The organism is Pseudarthrobacter sp. MOO14 (assembly GCF_058267675.1).
In genome coordinates this window covers 3,280,216-3,296,762 of sequence record NZ_CM177849.1, presented here as the reverse complement: position 1 = coordinate 3,296,762, position 16,547 = coordinate 3,280,216, and the positions used below count along the sequence as shown (strand labels likewise).

General features: G+C 67.4%; 14 protein-coding genes and 2 riboswitches. Of the genes, 3 read left to right on the top strand and 11 right to left on the bottom strand.

The window, feature by feature from the left end; translation table 11 throughout:
* Positions 1-19: 19 nt before the first annotated feature.
* The 9 genes from AC4EEV_RS15380 to AC4EEV_RS15340 all read right to left on the bottom strand — a co-directional run bounded on the left by AC4EEV_RS15380 (position 20) and on the right by AC4EEV_RS15340 (position 11,222).
* The gene (locus tag AC4EEV_RS15380; RefSeq protein WP_491329359.1) at positions 20-3,052 is read right to left on the bottom strand and encodes an alpha-mannosidase; all 3,033 of its coding nucleotides are present in this window, start codon (positions 3,050-3,052) and stop codon (positions 20-22) included.
* A gap of 98 nt (positions 3,053-3,150) precedes the next feature.
* Positions 3,151-4,035: a formate dehydrogenase accessory sulfurtransferase FdhD gene (gene fdhD, locus AC4EEV_RS15375; protein ID WP_491329358.1), complete on the bottom strand. Its 885-nt coding sequence runs from the start codon at positions 4,033-4,035 to the stop codon at positions 3,151-3,153.
* A 50-nt stretch (positions 4,036-4,085) separates the two neighbouring features.
* The gene (locus tag AC4EEV_RS15370; RefSeq protein WP_491329357.1) at positions 4,086-5,537 is read right to left on the bottom strand and encodes a molybdopterin molybdotransferase MoeA; all 1,452 of its coding nucleotides are present in this window, start codon (positions 5,535-5,537) and stop codon (positions 4,086-4,088) included.
* Positions 5,534-6,538 carry an NTP transferase domain-containing protein gene (locus AC4EEV_RS15365; RefSeq protein WP_240617839.1) on the bottom strand — a complete coding sequence of 335 codons (1,005 nt, stop codon included), beginning with the start codon at positions 6,536-6,538 and terminating at the stop codon, positions 5,534-5,536. The genes AC4EEV_RS15370 and AC4EEV_RS15365 overlap by 4 nt, the downstream gene beginning before the upstream one ends.
* Before the next feature lie 42 nt (positions 6,539-6,580).
* Positions 6,581-7,081: an HNH endonuclease gene (locus AC4EEV_RS15360; RefSeq protein ID WP_018762155.1), complete on the bottom strand. Its 501-nt coding sequence runs from the start codon at positions 7,079-7,081 to the stop codon at positions 6,581-6,583.
* 268 nt (positions 7,082-7,349) lie between these two features.
* The gene (locus AC4EEV_RS15355) at positions 7,350-8,117 is read right to left on the bottom strand and encodes an NlpC/P60 family protein (protein ID WP_018762154.1); all 768 of its coding nucleotides are present in this window, start codon (positions 8,115-8,117) and stop codon (positions 7,350-7,352) included.
* Positions 8,118-8,279: 162 nt separating this feature from the next.
* Positions 8,280-8,957, bottom strand: coding sequence for a C40 family peptidase (locus AC4EEV_RS15350; protein ID WP_109863860.1), 678 nt, complete (start codon positions 8,955-8,957; stop codon positions 8,280-8,282).
* A gap of 70 nt (positions 8,958-9,027) precedes the next feature.
* Positions 9,028-9,209: riboswitch (cyclic di-AMP (ydaO/yuaA leader) on the bottom strand.
* Between the two features lie 128 nt (positions 9,210-9,337).
* Positions 9,338-10,159, bottom strand: coding sequence for a M23 family metallopeptidase (locus AC4EEV_RS15345; RefSeq protein ID WP_109863882.1), 822 nt, complete (start codon positions 10,157-10,159; stop codon positions 9,338-9,340).
* Between the two features lie 12 nt (positions 10,160-10,171).
* Positions 10,172-10,402, bottom strand: a riboswitch (cyclic di-AMP (ydaO/yuaA leader).
* 118 nt (positions 10,403-10,520) lie between these two features.
* Complete coding sequence (locus AC4EEV_RS15340; RefSeq protein WP_018762151.1) at positions 10,521-11,222, bottom strand: iron-dependent transcriptional repressor DtxR; 702 nt, start codon at positions 11,220-11,222, stop codon at positions 10,521-10,523.
* A gap of 272 nt (positions 11,223-11,494) precedes the next feature.
* On the opposite strand from AC4EEV_RS15340, the gene serC reads away from it, so the two are divergent.
* Positions 11,495-12,625, top strand: coding sequence for a phosphoserine transaminase (gene serC / locus AC4EEV_RS15335; RefSeq protein ID WP_018762150.1), 1,131 nt, complete (start codon positions 11,495-11,497; stop codon positions 12,623-12,625).
* A 75-nt stretch (positions 12,626-12,700) separates the two neighbouring features.
* Here serC and AC4EEV_RS15330 read toward each other — a convergent pair whose 3' ends face one another.
* Together AC4EEV_RS15330 and AC4EEV_RS15325 are read right to left on the bottom strand one after the other, a co-directional pair.
* Positions 12,701-13,204 (bottom strand): DUF3027 domain-containing protein, encoded by a 504-nt coding sequence (locus tag AC4EEV_RS15330; RefSeq protein WP_018762149.1) that lies wholly within the window; start codon positions 13,202-13,204, stop codon positions 12,701-12,703.
* 6 nt (positions 13,205-13,210) lie between these two features.
* Positions 13,211-13,594: a cold-shock protein gene (locus tag AC4EEV_RS15325; protein WP_018762148.1), complete on the bottom strand. Its 384-nt coding sequence runs from the start codon at positions 13,592-13,594 to the stop codon at positions 13,211-13,213.
* Between the two features lie 223 nt (positions 13,595-13,817).
* Between AC4EEV_RS15325 and AC4EEV_RS15320 the strand changes: the two genes are divergently transcribed.
* Both AC4EEV_RS15320 and AC4EEV_RS15315 read left to right on the top strand, forming a co-directional pair.
* Complete coding sequence (locus AC4EEV_RS15320) at positions 13,818-14,051, top strand: hypothetical protein (RefSeq protein WP_026264694.1); 234 nt, start codon at positions 13,818-13,820, stop codon at positions 14,049-14,051.
* 10 nt (positions 14,052-14,061) lie between these two features.
* Positions 14,062-16,539: a helicase-associated domain-containing protein gene (locus tag AC4EEV_RS15315; protein WP_491329356.1), complete on the top strand. Its 2,478-nt coding sequence runs from the start codon at positions 14,062-14,064 to the stop codon at positions 16,537-16,539.
* Positions 16,540-16,547: the final 8 nt, after the last annotated feature.

Genomic DNA, 16,547 nt, shown 5'->3' with positions numbered 1-16,547 from the left:
GTACCGGGCCGTGCAGGTGCTATTGCCGGGTGAAGCGCAGGGTGACCAGCTGGAACGGCCGCAGGCTGAGCCCGGCCCCGCTCGCGTCCGGATCAACTCCCGGCGCGTCACCTGCCCGCTCCAGCAGGTCGGTGGCCACCACTCCACTAACCGGGAAATTGGCGGTGATACGCCCGGCTGAGCGCTGGCCCAGGGACTCATAGAGCCGCACCACCACATCGCCGGAGCCGTCCTGCGCACACTTGACCGCTTCGACCACCAACGCAGGATTGCTGACCGTGAACAAAGGCTCCACCGGCGCCGCACCGCGAACCAGCCGGGGCGCCAGGTTGGTCCGGTACCCCTCCTCGATGGCGTCCGCAATGCCGGCCCCCGGGCGGATGGACACGGTCAATTCGTGGCGGCCGCGGTCGGCGTCGGGGTCGGGGAACTTGGGTGCCCGCAACAGGGACAAACGCACCGTCGTGGTGGTTCCCCCGTCGGTGTCCCTGACGCTCCTGCCCACATCATGGCCGTACGTGGAAGAGTTCGAAACTGCCACCCCATAGCCGGGCTCGCCAACGTGGATCCACCGGTGGGCGCAGATTTCGAACTTGGCGGCCTCCCAGGAAGTGTTGGTGTGGGTGGGCCGGAAGACATGGCCGAACTGGGTTTCCGCTGCGGACCGATCGGCCCTCACATCCAGGGCGAAGCCCAGCTTGAGCAGCTTCTCCCGCTCCTGCCAGTCGACGGTGGTGGTGATTTCCAGTGAGGGGCTCCCGGGCGCAAGGGTGATGCGCTGCGTGAGCGGCGAGGCGCCTGCCAGCCGGTCCACGACGACGACGGCGGCCGCCCCGTCGGTGGACAGCCGGACCGATTCCGCGTGCCGCAAAGGTGTGACGTTCCGGCGGTAGAACTCGTCGATGTCCCAGGCATCCCATTCGTTGGGCGTGTCCCGGTGCAGCTCCAGCAGGTTGCCGCGCTGGCCGGGGGCGATGGCCTCCCGGCCGGTGGCATGGTCGCGGAGGGAGACCAGCAGCCCGTCGGCGTCCACCACTGCGCGGATGATGCCGTTGTCCAGGATGCAGCAGTCGCCGTCCCGGGTGGCCTGTACGGCGTCCGTCGCGGCCGCGGGCGTGGCCGCGGCGAGCGCCGGAACACCCTGCCGCGCGTGCGGAGCCGCGTTGAGCAGGAACTCCTGTTCGCCCGCACCCAGCATGGCTGATCCCGCCTGGCCAATGATTGCTTCGAGGGCGGTGTCGATGGCCCGGTAGTTCCGCTCGGCATCCTGGTGCACCCAGGCAATGGAGCTGCCCGGCAGGATGTCGTGGAACTGCTGCAGGAGCACCAAGTGCCAAAGCCGCCGGAGTTCAGCGGCGGGGTACTCGTAGTCGCCGCCGGTACGGACCGAAGCCGTGGCGCACCACAGCTCCGCCTCGCGCAGCAGGTGCTCACTGCGCCGGTTGCCTTTCTTGGTGCGCGCCTGGCTGGTGTAGGTGCCGCGGTGCAGTTCCAGGTACATCTCGCCCACCCAGACGGGCAGCCCCTGGTAGTCCTCCTCGGCCTGCCGGAAGAAGCTCTCCGCCGACCCGATCCGCACCTTGGGCGAACCTTCAAGGTCCCGGGTGCGGGCCGCGGCAGCCAGCATCTCCCGCGTGGGACCGCCGCCGCCGTCGCCGTAGCCAAACGGCACCAGGGACACGGTGCCGCGTCCGTGGTCCCGGTAGTTGCGTTCTGCGTGGGCCAGGTCGCGGCCGCTGAGGTCCGAGTTATAGGTGTCCACCGGCGGGAAGTGGGTGAACAGCCGGGTGCCGTCGATCCCCTCCCAGTTGAAGGTGTGGTGGGGCATCCTGTTGGTCTGGTTCCAGGAGATCTTCTGCGTGAGGAACCAGCGGCTGCCTGCCGCTTTGACGATCTGGGGAAGCGCCGCGCTGTACCCGAACGAGTCCGGCAGCCAGGCTTCCCTGCACTCGATGCCGAACTCGGAAAGGAAGAAGCCCTTGCCCTCCACGAACTGCCGGGCCATCGCTTCGCCGCCGGGCATATTGGTATCCGATTCCACCCACATGCCGCCGACCGGAACGAACTGGCCGGCGCGCACCTTCTCGCGGATCCGCCCGAACAATTCCGGGTAGTACTCCTTGATCCAGGCCAGTTGCTGCGCGGAGGAACAGGAGAAGACAAAGTCCGGGTTCTCGTCCATCAGGGCCACGACGTTGGAGAACGTCCTGGCGCACTTGCGGATGGTTTCGCGGACGGGCCAGAGCCACGCCGAGTCAATGTGCGCGTGCCCGGTGGCCACCAGCTGGTGGGCGGAGGCGTACGCTGGCCGGCGCATGACCTCGGCGAGGGCCTCACGCCCTGCCGCCGCAGTCCCGGCGACGTTGTCCGGGTCCATGACGTCCATCATGCGTTCCAGCGCCCTGAGGATCTCGTGGCGGCGCGGCAGTTCCAAGGGCAGCTGTTCCATCAGGCCGGACAGGGTCCAGATGTCCTGCTGGAGTTCCCACACGCACTGGTTCAGTTCGGCGATGGCGATGGTCCCGAGCCGGTACTGCGGCGCTCCGCCGGCTGTTGCCTTGTCGCCGAGCGGAGTGGCCGCGAAGGTCCAGCCCTGCGCCATGTCGGGGTTCGCAGCGGCCTCCACGTAGAAGTCCACGGCCATGCCGCTGCCCAGGAGCTTCAGCGGGATGTGCTGGTTGCGGGGTGAGATTGCCTTGATGATGGACCCGTCTGAACGCCAGGCGATTCCCTCGCACTGGAATCCGGGCGCCTCCGTGGTGAACCCGAGGTCAACCATCACCTCCACGGTGGTGTCCGGGCCGCCGCCCCACGATTCCGGCACCCCGCCCTGAAGCCGCAGCCAGGTGGTCCCCCACGGCTTGCCCCAGGGCGCGCCGTGTTCCTGCGGCTGGAACTGCTGCCGCATCGCTTCCAGCGCGGGGACCGGCTCGCCGGGAACTTCCCAGCTGCTCAGGGCAAGCGGAACCGTCCTGCTGTAGACGGCCGGGGTGATGCGCTCGCGCACAAACCTTGCCAGGCGGACTTCCGTGATCCTGCGGTCGTCATGCAATATTGGTCCTCTTTAAGCTTGGAACTGGATCATTGTGTCCATTCGATGGACAAATCTACCCGTTGGCTTCGCGGCATCCAACCCCTCGAGCCGGACGTTCACCCCTGAGCCTGCGGGACGGCGGCTTCCGGTCGCAGGATCCGGGTTTCACCGGAGTAGACGTTGAAGCTCGAGCCCCGGCTGAAGCCCGCCACGGTCAGCCCGTTGGCCTCGGCCAGCTCCACGGCAAGGCTCGACGGTGCGCTGACGGCGGCCAGGACGGGTATCCCGGCGAGGGATGCCTTCTGCACCAGTTCGAAGGACGCCCGTCCGGACACCTGCAGGATTGTGCCGGTCAGCGGCAGGAGGCCTTCGCGCAATGCCCACCCCACCACCTTGTCCACGGCGTTGTGCCGCCCCACGTCCTCGCGCAGGCACAGGAGGCGCGGCTCGCCGTCGTCCCCAATCCTGAAGAGGCCCGCGGCATGCACTCCGCCGGTATTGTCAAAGAGGCGCTGGGATTTCCGCAGCAGCCCGGGCAGCGACGCCAGGACCTCCGCATCGACTCTCAGCGGATCCGACTGCGGGCTGAAGTGCGAGGACTTTTGGACCGCATCGATGGAGTCGGTTCCGCAGATGCCGCAGGAGCTTGAGGTGTAGACCTTACGCCCGGTATCCGGAACCTCGACGTCGGGCCGCAGCTGGGCCTCCACCACGTTGAACGTCTGGACGCCGTCCTCGTCCTCGCCGGCACAGAATCGCAGCGATACCAGTTGCTCCGGAGCCCAGATGACGCCCTCGGACACCAGGAATCCGGCCACGAGGTCAAAGTCGTCCCCGGGAGTCCGCATGGTCACCGAGTAGGAAAGCCTGCCGAGCCGGATTTCCAGCGGCTCCTCCACCGCGAGGACGTCTTCGCGGTGGCGGACCGGGTACTCCAGGGCGCCCGGCGATCCATCCAGTACGAATTTGTGCACCTTTCGGCGCTGGGTTACGCGTCCCATGTTCCAGCCTGCCTCGTCATGACTCCATCATGGCACTTTCGGCGCCCGGCTCAGTCCAGCAGCGCGCTCCAGTCGACGGGGCCGCTGAGTGCGGGCTTGCCCTTGGGCTGCCCGGTCCGTCCGGCGGTTCGGGGCTTGGGCTTGGCCGCCGCGTCCGCGGGGGGCGGGAGGGGCGGCCCCCAGGGCAGTGCGAAGGCCGGCACCGGCTCCCCCAGTTGCACGCCGTGCGGCGGTACCACCAGGACGCCGTCGGCGGCAGCCAGTCCCCGCATCATTCCCGGTCCTGTGTGCTGGGCCGGCGACGCCATGCCGTACAGCAGCCGGAACGGCATCAGCCGGGTGCGCCCCGGGTCCGGTTCGATCATGGTGCCGCACGGCACCTCCTGGACGGCGGGCATGGCGGCGTGGCCCAGCGCTGCGAGGAGTGGTGCGCCCACAGTGGACAATGCCATCATGGCCGCGAGCGGGTTGCCCGGGAGGCCCAGGACAAAGCGGCCGTCCGGAAGTTCGGCAAGGACGGCGGGGTGCCCCGGACGCATGGCCACGCCGTCGATGACCAGCCGGCCGCCAAGTTCAGCCACGGCCCGGCGGAAGTGGTCGGTCCCGGAGCGCCCGGTTCCTCCGGTGGTAATGACGACGTCGGCCGGCAGGTCCGGCGCGTCCGGCACCTCCGGCACAACGTCTTCGAGCGCCGCAAGCCATTCCTCGTAGGAGTCGCCGATTCGCTGCTGGCCGCCCGGTATGCCACCCAGCATCGCTACGACGTCCTGCAGCTGGGGCCCAAAGGTATCCCGCACCTTGCCCGGATCGGGGGTTCCTGAGTCCACCACCTCGGAGCCTGTCAGGACGAGGCGCACCACGGGCTTTCCCTGAACCTGGAGTTCATCGTGTCCGGCCAGTGCGGCCAGTGCCAGGTGTGCGGGGTTGAGGTCCACGCCGGCTTTGACCAGGACGTCCCCTTCCAGGGCCTCTTCGCCCGCTTTCCTGATGTGCTCACCGGCGCGAGGTTCCCCCGGGCGCGCCTTTCCTCCGGCCATCAGCAGCGGGAGTCCCTCGTCGTCCGTGGCCAGGACCGCATTCTCGGTCCTCAGGACCGCTTTGCCTCCGGCCGGGATCAGGCCTCCCGTAACGATGATGCTTGCTTGGTGCGGGGCAAGGCGGTTCCCGGGGTCCACCGGAATCCAGGGGCCGCTGCCGTTGACCGCCCAGCCGTCCATGGCTGAGGACGCATAGTGCGGCATGTCCTGGAGTGCCAGGATGTCCTGGTCGAGCCTGCGGCCGAGGGCCATGCGCAGCGGCACCGGCCCTGCCGGGATCGGGGTGGCCGCATCGAACGCAGCCTGCCGGGCTTCTTCCCAGGTGTGCGCCAGGTGGTGCCCGCTGGTTTCAGCCTCCGGTTCCGTGGTTTCCGGTCCAGGTGTTTCGTGCCCGGCGGTCCCCGGTGGTGCTTCGGGCTCGTCGGCAGGTGGGACCTCCGGCCAGTCGCGGGGTTCTGCCGTCATTCGCCGGGGGTCCCGGCGGCAGCTTCATTCTCGTAGTCGGCAGCCAGGGACCGAGCCACGGCCATCGCCGCTTCCATGGACGCCGTGTCCATTTCCCTGCCCGGTGCGGCAGCCAGCCCCGCGGCGAATCCTGCGATGAACGTGGTGAGTGGAGCAGCCGGCCGGACCACGGCGTGGGCTGCGACGCCGGCAAGGGACAGCACTGCGTTCACGTCCACCTGGACGTCCTCCAGCTTGTATGCCTGGAGCAGGGCCCTGCACCATTCCTCCAGCGTCTCGTCCTGGCTTTTCACGACTTGCCTCCCACGTTGGCTCCGCACGTTTTGGTCAAAGTCTTCACGCTGGCTCCCGGCGGCGATCCCCAGCGTGGCAGCATCACCCCACGTATCCACGTCGGCAGTGGACCCGGCTGGGACTGTGACAAGCTGCACGTCCAGATTAGCAAGGAGGGACCTCACGGAGCCGTTGACCAGGGCGTCCCGGCGGGACAACTCACCGCACGATCTTTTTAACTCATCAGTGTTATATATGGCTGCCAGCGGCTGTTCCCTGCCGTCGGCCGAGCGGGCCACGGCGCCCCGGCCATCGCCCGCAGCTGCCACCGCGTCCCGGAGCATCGCCACCGCCCGGGCTGCCAGCGGCATGTCGCAGGCGAGAACCAGAGTGAAGGGCGCCCCTCCCCCAGAGGTGGCAAGGGCATCTAGGCCGGCTGAGATCCCGGCGGCAGGACCGGCAAACTTCGGCTCCTCCCGGCAGGACAGGACGCCTGGCGGCAGGGCCTGGGCGGGCCCGGCCTCATCGGCAGCCCCGCGGGACGGAGGGCCGCCGGCGGAAACGTCGCCCACAACAACCGTACGGCGGGCACCGGCAGCGGCGTCAAGGGTCCATGCCAGGAGGGTTCTTCCCCGGAGGACCAACGATTGCTTGGGTACTCCACCCAGCCGTGATGACCGGCCGCCCGCCAGGATCAGGGCGTCAAAGATCAACGGGTCCGTTTGCACCCACCCAGCCTAGCGAACAGCAACCGGCCTGGAAGCCGCTTGTCAGGCGGCGCGCTCGGGAAGCAGGAATGGATCCCAGGCGGGGGTTGGCTTCTCCAGTTCCTTGATCTGCCAGATGGTTCCGTGCGGCGGCTCCGGCACGAAGCGCAGGGTCCATCCCATCTCGCCGGGGGTATGGTCACCCTTGACGTTGTTGCACCGCAGGCAGGCAGCCACGAGATTCTCCCAGGAATCGGCTCCGCCCCGCGATTTTGGGTGGACATGGTCGATTGTGTGCGCTGCCTTTCCGCAATATGCACACTTGTGCCCGTCACGTCGAAGCACACCACGGCGGCTGACGGCCGTTGAGTGGTTGTACCGCGGGCGGATGTAGCGGTTGAGGAGGATCACGGACGGGCGGCCCAGGACGTCAGTGGGGCCCACCACGGGATCATCCCCCTCGGCCACCACGCTCGCCTTGCCTGTGAGCACAAGCACCAGCGCCCGGCGGAAGGTGATAACCGCCAGCGGTTCATATCCAGCATTCAGAACGAGAGTGCGCATGCACGTACCTCTTCACGGCCGCACCCGTCAGGGGCACGAGGGCCGGCTGCCCTCGGCATGTCCGGGCTATGGATCGACATCACAAGAGTAAACAGAGAATTGCAATATCAGGTAATCGGTATACGCGGAGGCCGGATCCCCACCCCGGTGGCGGGAGCCGGGATGCACGCAGAATGGCGGGAGTTAAACGGGAAAAGACCCCCGCCTCAAGGGCAGGGGTCCTTCCGGGCACATCTTATGCGGCGCCGCGTGCGGCGGGCGGCAGTGGTTACCGAACGTGGATGAAGACCGGTCCGGAGCCAACGTTGGCGCTGAACACAACGGTGTCGTTGCCGTTGAAGCCGCCGTGGACGGCCATCCCGTTTCCGGCGTAGACGGCGATGTGGGCCATTCCTCCGCCACCGTCGGCGTAGTAGATGAGGTCGCCGGGCTGGGCCTGGGATGCGGACACCCTGTCACCCAATGACAGGTAACCGGCGGGCCAGTCGTGGAAGTGGATGCCGACGGCAGCCAGTGCGTTGGTCACCAGCATGGTGCAGTCCTGGTGTACGCCAAGCTGGGCGTAGGCAGCGGACAGGATGGCAGCACCCTTTCCGCTGGCGGAAACCTGGGCGGCGGGGGCAGCCGTGGCATCGGCAGTTGCAACCTTGGCAGTCACCTTGGGAGCGGCAACGGCCTGGGCAACGGGAGCGGGAGCGGCTTCCTGCACCGCAACCTCGGGCTCGGGAGCCGGTGCCGGAGTGGTGGTAACGGCCGGCTTTTCGAAGCTGATGGCAATGGTGGAAGCCGCTGAGATCGGAGCGTCGACGGCGGATTCAACTTCCATGGCGGATGCCGGAGCCGAGTCGCGCTTGACGTTGGTGTCGGCTGCGTTGGCTGCGATGCCGCTGGTCAGGACCAGGCCGGAAGCTGCAGCGATTACTGCAGCCTGGCGGCCCATGCCGCCGGCGTTGTCGCTGACAGCCTTGGCAATGATCGCGATCGAGTTGGTTTTGGTGACCTCGGCGCGGTGCCGTGCGGTAGCACGAGTCGTCATCAGTTCTCTCTTTCGTTTTCCTCTGGACCGCGGTGGCCTGTCCGAGGGGGTTGGATGCGCCGGCATCTTGGGGGTACGCCGGCGCGTCCCGAACGGGGATGTTGGTTTCTAGCGAAAAAGCTTTGGGCAAAGAAATAGCCCTTGGAGCGTGGAGCCCAAGAACTACTTGTTCAGGTGGTAGTACGTGGAAGTACCGGTGGCTGCGGGAGAGTGGAGCATGGTTCCCTGCGACGGGTTGAGCGCGCTGATCATCATGCCGTTGCCGACGTAGATGCCGACGTGTGCGCCGCCGTTCTGGACCACGAGGTCGCCCGGCTGGGGGGTGGAGGTGGGGGTCATGATGCTCCACGCGTTCGTGCGGGGAATGCTGATTCCAGCCTGCGCGTAGACCCACTGAACGAAGCCGGAGCAGTCCCAGCCGTTGGGGGTGGTGCCGCCCCAGACGTAGGGGTGGCCGATGCCGGTGTAGGCGATCGCGGCGATACCCGAGGTGGCTGCGGACGAAACGGCTTCTACTGCCTGTCCGGCCTTGGACGCCTCCTGGCCGGCAGTGGTGGCGGTGCGGTCCGCGGACGCGGTGGACTGGGTGCGCACGGTTTCCACCTTCGGGGCGGCGGTGGTCTTGACCGCCGGACGCTCGAAGGAAACGGTGGCCGTGGGGGCCGCGGTGACAGCAAGGGCGGTCTGCGCGGAACCGGACTCCGTGGAGGCCGAGATGCCGGCAGTGGTGTCCGCGGCGTTGGCCGGCAGGCCCATGCTCAGGATGAGGCCTGAAGCCGCTGCCACAACGGCAGCCTGGCGGCCCACGGTCCCGGCATTGGCGCTTACGGCCTTGGACATGGCGTCCAAGGGGTTGACGCGAACCGTTTGCGCACGGTGGCGCGCAGAATTATGGCGTGAAGACACGAAGGTAGCCTCTCCCAATGCCTGCGAGGTGAGCTGTCGGATTCGGATGGGAGTCACCCGGCCACTTCGCTTCCTGGGAAGCTCATGACTTAACCCCAAGGCCTTCCAGAACGCAGAAGGCCAAAATTGGTTCCCCCGCCCCTGCCAGACGATGAAATGCGAACGGACCTTGAGCGGTGGCAGAGTTAGGCAATCCACTCAAGAGCGTCAACTTCGGAAAAGTTGACGCGAGTTAGACGGTACAGCAGTTTTGCTTCAATGTCACATTCAGGTCACGGCGGGTCACGGCGATCTGGGAGTGCGCAATCAAACGGTTACAGCCAGCCCATCGGATCGACCACTTCGCCGTTGACCTGGACTTCGAAGTGCAGGTGGCAGCCGGTGGACGCCCCGGTGGTCCCGCTCAACGCCACGACTTCGCCGCGGGAGACCGTTTGGCCCACCTTGACGTTGAAGGACGAGAGGTGGTTGTACGTGGTCTCCAGGCCGTTGCCATGGTCGATCACCACCCGGTTTCCACCGCCGAACTGGTGCCAGCCGGCGAAGGTCACGGTTCCTGTTGCGGCTGCCAGGACGGACGTCCCGCACTGTGCCACGAAGTCCTGTCCGCGGTGGAAATCTCCGGTGCCGCCGGTGATTGGGCTGACCCGGTAGCCGAAGGGCGACGCGGTCACGAGGGATGCCAGCGGCGCGGCCAGGGTCCCGGCGGAAGCCGCACGCGTTACCGATCCGGCCGACTGGGCGCTCAGCAGTTGCTTCAGCTTCCCGTCGGGGTCCGCCTGCGTTACGACGGCTGAGCGGCTGAAGTCGATCTGGGCGCCTACATCCGCGGAAATCTGGGGCTGGGGGCTGACTGCGGAGGCGGCCTGGGGCGCGATTCCGGCCGCATCCGTCGCCATAACGGGGCTGGTGGCGGGCATGGTCACCGTGAGCACCAGGCCGGTGGCGGCGAGGGCGATGCCGGCCTTTTGGCCGATGCCGCTGGCCGCGGCAAAGTCGGTGATTTGCCGGAACGGACCCCGGCGGCGGCGCGCATCCCGTTGCGGGTCGCGGGGGCGCTCCGCGGCGGCTACTTCGACAACCCGGGGTGCCTCAGGGGGGCCCGCCGCGCGACGGCGGCCCCGGGAGGTCTGCATGGTCAAGAAGGGTTCCTCTCTGGAATAGCCTGCGGAGTTAGCTGTCGGATTCGGGTCAGAGAGATCAAAGACCCGGTCCGTCATGGGCAAACTTCTACACAGGGGTATTCCCGGAAGAATCCTTCACTGGAGAGGCTTGCTGCTGACGGACTTCACCCCAAGGCAGTCCCCCGCTGCCGGTTGTGGTTCCCCCGCCTCTGCCAGTAACGACTCGTACACCTGGCCCGCTGGCAGAGCTCGGCTCCGGATCAGGTAACGCTTAAGTATCAACGCTGGGTTCCACTATAGGGGCTTAAGACCCTAGGTAACAATTCCGTTATCTTTGCGTGGAATCCCCCGGGTGGGGTATGGAAACGCGGCGTCAGGCCTGGTTCACGGCGACGAAAACGTGTGCCGCCACCTCGGGAGGCAGCTCCAGCGCGCCCTCGATTCCCGCCACCCGTACAGAAATGTAGTCACCGACGCGTTCCAGGGAGACAGACGCGCCGGGGCGGATACCGCCCTCGTCGAGCTGGGTCAGCAGTTCCGGCTCCACCTGGATCGGTTCCGCCAGCCGGCTGATGGTCACTGCCGATTCAGGCCCGTAGGCCTTCATTGCCTCCACCAGGCTGATGGCGCCGTCGCCGAACCCGGGTCCGGGCTGTCCGCCCAGGGCGGCAAGGCCGGGGATGGGATTTCCGTAGGGCGACTCCGTGGGGTGGTCCAGCATCTCGTAGATGCGCCGCTCCACCCGTTCGCTCATAACGTGTTCCCAGCGGCAGGCTTCGTCATGGACATAGGCCCAGTCCAATCCGATCACGTCGGCCAGCAGGCGCTCGGCCAGCCGGTGCTTCCGCATGACCTCAGTGGCACGCTTGCGGCCGGTGTCGGTCAGTTCCAGGTGCCTGTCACCGGAGACGACGACCAGGCCATCGCGCTCCATCCGGCCGATGGTCTGGGAAACGGTAGGCCCCGAGTGGCGCAGGCGTTCGGCGATACGGGCCCGGAGGGCAACGATGTTCTCTTCCTCAAGCTCCAGGATGGTCCTGAGGTACATCTCCGTAGTGTCGATCAGATCCGTCATCCAGCTCAGCTCCTCGAGCGCAGTACCTTGCGTTGTCCCACCGTATCGCCTCTTCCCGCGACGTAGTCCGGGGAAGAGTTTAGCCTATTTTGATTTAGTCCGAATAGGGCCTGCCGCCTGCGGCGTCTCATTGGCTGGACATTGGCGCCGCCCGCTCCCGCCACCCTGCGCGCTTCAGGCAGAATTGGGGAAGGTTTGCACTGCAGCCATGGCCGGCTCCCGGCCACCCACCACCCGGACCACAGCTTTCGTCCCCGCCGAATGGAGCACCTGTGAGCGACACCAGCATCACGATTCCCGCCAACCTCCTGCCCCAGGACGGGCGGTTCGGGGCCGGCCCCTCAAAGGTCCGGCCGGAACAGATCGATGCCCTGTCCGCTGCGTCGAAGACTATCCTCGGCACATCCCACCGGCAGGCTCCGGTCAAGAACCTGGTGGGCTCCGTACGCGAAGGACTCAGCCAGTTCTTCCGTGCTCCCGAGGGCTACGAGGTGGTCCTCGGCGTGGGCGGCTCCACCGCGTTCTGGGACATCGCGGGCTTCGGCCTCGTGTCCAAGAAGGCGCAGCACCTGTCCTTCGGGGAGTTTGGCTCCAAGTTTGCCTCCGCCACCAACAAGGCGCCGTTCCTGGAAGCGTCCTCGATCATTAAGTCCGAGCCGGGCACCCGTCCTGCAGCGCAGGCGGAGGCGGGCGTGGACGTCTACGCGTGGCCACAGAATGAGACCTCCACGGGCGTCGCCGCCCCGGTCAAGCGGGTGCCGGGCGCCGACAAGGACGCCCTGGTCCTGGTGGACGCAACCTCCGCTGCCGGCGGCCTGGACGTCGACATTGCCGAAAGCGACGTTTACTACTTCGCCCCGCAAAAGAATTTCGCTTCCGACGGTGGCCTTTGGCTCGGCCTCTTCTCCCCCGCCGCCCTGGAGCGCGCTGCCGCCATCAAGGCAAGCGGCCGCTGGATCCCGGACTTCCTGGACCTCCAGACCGCCATCGACAATTCACGGCTGAACCAGACGTACAACACCCCGTCGCTGTCCACCCTGGTAACCCTTGGCGCCCAGGTCCAGTGGCTGAACGCCAACGGCGGCCTGGACTTCGCCTCTGCCCGCACCGCCGATTCCGCCGGCCGCATCTACAGTTGGGCTGACGCCTCGGAGTTCGCCACCCCGTTTGTGGCCAACCCGGAGGAGCGCTCCAACGTCATCGCCACCATCGACTTTGACGAGTCGGTGGACGCGGCAACGGTGGCGAAGGTCCTGCGCGCCAACGGCATCGTGGACACCGAGCCCTACCGGAAGCTGGGCCGCAACCAGCTGCGCATCGCCACCTTCGTCGCCATCGAGCCCGACGACGTCTCGGCACTGCTGTCCAGCATCGACTATGTGGTGGGCGAGCTCCGCAAGTAGTCCAGGCACACGCGAAAGGCGCCGCCCGGGATAACCCCTGGACGGCGCCTTTCGCGTGTGGCGGAAAATTCTTGCTTAGTCTTTTGGCTCCGCGTCGTCGTCGGCATCCTCTTCATCCCCGGGCGCCTGCTCCGTTGCGGACGGCTCTTCCTGGCGGGCTTGTTCGGGTTCCTGCTGGTGCTCGTCCTCGGGGCGCACGCGTTCGGCCCACGGCACCCACTCCGGGGCGAGGATCGATTCTTCGGACGGCAGCAGGCCCAGCTCATCGACGGTAACCACCTTGGAGCGGGAGTTGCGGGTCAGCACCGCGTACCACTGCCAGCCGCCGTAGCCGGCCAGCCGGGACTCGAACAAGTGCGTGACCAGCCGGTCGCCCTCGCTTTTGGCACCAAGGTGCGGCCCGATGGTGGCAGCGGGCGTGATGCCCTCAACCGCGGCCCGTGCAACATCGACGGCTGCTGCCAGGAACGCGTCAGGCTTGCCCGTCCGCCATACCGGAACCCCGGCCTTGCGCTTTGGCGCAGCCTTGGCAGCTTGCTCCTGTGGAGCCACGCCCGGTTGTTCAGCTTGGGGGTTCATCGGCGCCTAGACGTCCAGCTCGTCGGCAACCTTGCGCAGGGCGGCCGCGATTGCCTTGCCCTTGTTGCCGTCCGGATACTTGCCCTTGGACAGCGTCCCGGACAGGTTGTCCAGGACGGTCACCAGGTCCTGGACCAGCGGCGCGAGGTCCTTGGCGCTGGGACGCTTTGCTTTGGCAATGGACGGGGTCTTGTCCAGCACCCGCAGGCCCAGTGCCTGGGCGCCCTTGCGGCCGTCCGCGACGCCAAACTCCACGCGGGTGCCGGCTTTGAGCTCCGTTACACCCTCGGGCAACGACGACTTGGGCAGGAAGACCTCCTGGCCGTCCTCGCCCGCGAGGAATCCAAAGCCCTTGTCCTTGTCATACCACTTGACCTTGCCGGTAGGCACGTAATCAACCTTCTTCGTTCTGCTGTCATGAGACACGGCCAGGTGCCACCGCGTCCGCATTGTTGTGCGGGTTCAAGGTATGGCCCCTGCAAACCGTGTTGGTCTGTATGCTTCAAGGTTATCCTGCCGCATGCCCTAATCATGCTTCCGGCCGTACTGTTCCGCCCCGGGCGCAAGCCCGGGGCTTTAGCGGCACGCCGGACGCCGCTGTAGCGTTACCTCTATGACACCCTTGCGTTTCCGCCGGCCCCTGATGGTGCTTGCAGCTGTTATTGCCCTGCTTTCCCTGGTAGCGGTGGGAACGGTCATGGCGCTTGCCTTCGCGGGGTCCGTCGCTCCCACCTGGGTCACGTACTCAGCGCTGTACGGCCTCCCGGTGGCCTTCATCCTGATGCTCCTGCTGGTCCTCGATGGCGTGGCCGCCCGGCGGCGGGCGGGAAGGCGGGAGCCGCGGTAACGTTGGACTGATGTCCCTCATTCGTGCGCTCGGCAAGGACCTGGAGGCACGCAGCGACGATTCGTTGCGGGCACTGTTCGCCGCGCGGCCGGACCTGATCTCCCCCTCGGTGCCGGATTTCGCGGCACTCGCAGCCCGGGCGAGCTCCCGGGTCAGCGTCCAGCGGGCCCTTGAACGGCTCAACCGGCCCCAGATGCAGGTGCTCGAAACCCTGCACCTGTGCACCAACACCGACACCGGCCACAGCGCGTCCGCGGAAAGCCTGCAAAAACTGGTCCGGGGTTCGTCCCTGGCCACCATTCAACAGATCCTTGGCACCTTGCAGGAACTTGCCTTGGTGCACCCGGCCGCACCACCGCACGGCTCCCCGCCCGCAGCGTCCGGACATGTCTTCTACCTCCCGGCGGGCGCCCTGAAGGACGTGGTGGGAATCTACCCGGCCGGACTGGGCCGCAGCTACACGGAACTGGTGCGCCTGCAGCCGGCGTTCGCCCAACGGGCAGTACCGCTGGTTGCCGAACTGCACCGCAGCGGCTTCGCCGTCCACGAGGCCACGACCCCCATGGACGCGGCACTGGCCCTCCAGCACTGGACATCATCTCCGGAGGGGCTGCGGGACATCCTCGCCGGAGCCCCGGAACGGACGACGGCGCTGCTCGCCAGGTTCCGGAACTGGGCCATGGGTGCCGTCCCCCAGGCGCAACGGAAAGCCTCGGTCCTGACGGAACCGGCCGACGTCGGCCCGGTGGACTGGCTCCTTGCCCGCGGCCTGCTGGTCCCGCTCGACGCCGCGCACGTCGAATTGCCGCACAGCGTGGGGCTGGCGCTCCGCGGCGGTGCCATCATCGACGACTTCACCCTTGCGCCGCCTGTCCCCGAGCTCGGCCGGACCACCGCAGCGCTGCGAAGGAACGCGGCCCTGAGCGCGATTTCGGAGACCCTGAGGCTCGTCTCCGAACTGCTGCATGCCGTCCGGGACCAGCCGCTGGCCACCTTGCGCAGCGGCGGGGTGGGGGTACGCGAAATGCGCCGGCTCTCCGAACAGCTGCGGATCGACCAGGGCGCGGTGGGGCGGCTTCTTGAACTGTGTGGCCTGGCAGGCCTGATCCGCCTCGACGTCGACTCGTCGTGCTGGGTGCAGCCGCCCCAGCTCGAGTGGCTCCTCCTGCCGAGGCAGGAACAATGGCTGTGGCTGGTCAACGCCTGGCTGGCCAGCGAGCGCGTCCCCTCGATGGTGGGCCAACCGGTCAGTACCTCGCCCGGCACACCTGCTGCCCGGCCCGCGTCCGGCACCACCATCGCCGCGTTGTCCGCCGGAGCGCAGCGGCCCGATGCCCCGGTGGTCCGTAAACGCATCCTGGAAATCCTGCATGAACTCACGTGCGAGGCATCCGCCCCGGACGGCGCCGCCCCGGTACTCGATGCCGCCGCGGTCCTCCAGCGGGCGGAATGGTCACAGCCCCGGATGGCAAGGCGGTTCAGTTCCCTGATCCGCGGCGTCCTGGCAGAGGCCGAACTGCTGGGCCTCGTGGGATCCGGCGCGCTGAGCCAGCTCGGAAGCGCTTTCGCCGAAGACAATCCCGACGCCGCCCTTGCCATCCTTGGCGAGCACCTCCCGGCAGCGCTGAACCACGTGCTGCTGCAGGCGGACCTTACCGCCGTCGCGCCGGGCTACCTGGCCCCCGCGCTCACGGAAAAACTGCTGGTCATGGCCGATGCCGAAGGGCAGGGCCCGGCCACCATCTACCGGTTCTCCGCCGAGTCCATCAAACGGGCGCTCGACGACGGCTACGACGCCCCCGCCCTGCTGAGCTTCCTGCGTGAGCACTCGGCCACCGCAGTGCCGCAACCGTTGGAGTACCTGGTGGAGGACACCGCCTCCCGGCACGGCAGGCTGCGTGTGGGCCAGGCAGCGAGCTTCATCCAGAGCGACGATGAGGCGATGCTCGCCGGACTGCTGGCCGGCCCGAAAGCGGCGCAGCTTGGACTGGTCCGGCTTGCCCCCACCGTCGTGTCGTCCTCCGCCCCGCAACGCGACGTTGCCGCCGCGCTCCGCAGCCTGGGCCTGTCCCCCTCGGTGGACGGCACCGAGCCAGCCGGCCACCTCCGCCGCGCTCCCTCCGCGCAGGAAAGCCTCCGCCCTGTCTATACCGCTCCGCGGCTGGCGCCTGCGGCGGAGGACGTGGATGCCCAGCTGCACCTGCTGCGGCAGTCGCGTGACGCCGTCGGACACTCCCCGGGACCTGCCGCGGGCAGCGAAGCCGCCACGCAGCTGGGGCTGGAGGCGCTGCAGCGGGCCATCCGGCTGAAGCAGCGGATCCACATGAACGTGGTGGACAGCCTGGGGAATGCCAGCATGGAAGTGGTTGTTCCGCTGTCTGTCAGCGGAGGACGGGTCCGTGTGTTCGATCCCGCCAAGGAAACTGAACGGGTCCTGTCCGTCCACCGCATCATCGATATCGAAGCCGCCGAGGAACTGCGGCAGTAAAGGACTTC

Coding starts and splice junctions, on each gene's coding strand:
- fdhD (WP_491329358.1), bottom strand. CDS start 4,035: ATGGGACGCGTAACCCAGCGCCGAAAGGTGCACAAATTCGTACTGGAT.
- AC4EEV_RS15370 (WP_491329357.1), bottom strand. CDS start 5,537: ATGACGGCAGAACCCCGCGACTGGCCGGAGGTCCCACCTGCCGACGAG.
- AC4EEV_RS15360 (WP_018762155.1), bottom strand. CDS start 7,081: ATGCGCACTCTCGTTCTGAATGCTGGATATGAACCGCTGGCGGTTATC.
- AC4EEV_RS15355 (WP_018762154.1), bottom strand. CDS start 8,117: ATGACGACTCGTGCTACCGCACGGCACCGCGCCGAGGTCACCAAAACC.
- AC4EEV_RS15350 (WP_109863860.1), bottom strand. CDS start 8,957: ATGTCCAAGGCCGTAAGCGCCAATGCCGGGACCGTGGGCCGCCAGGCT.
- AC4EEV_RS15345 (WP_109863882.1), bottom strand. CDS start 10,159: ATGCAGACCTCCCGGGGCCGCCGTCGCGCGGCGGGCCCCCCTGAGGCA.
- AC4EEV_RS15340 (WP_018762151.1), bottom strand. CDS start 11,222: ATGACGGATCTGATCGACACTACGGAGATGTACCTCAGGACCATCCTG.
- AC4EEV_RS15330 (WP_018762149.1), bottom strand. CDS start 13,204: ATGAACCCCCAAGCTGAACAACCGGGCGTGGCTCCACAGGAGCAAGCT.
- AC4EEV_RS15320 (WP_026264694.1), top strand. CDS start 13,818: ATGACACCCTTGCGTTTCCGCCGGCCCCTGATGGTGCTTGCAGCTGTT.
- AC4EEV_RS15315 (WP_491329356.1), top strand. CDS start 14,062: ATGTCCCTCATTCGTGCGCTCGGCAAGGACCTGGAGGCACGCAGCGAC.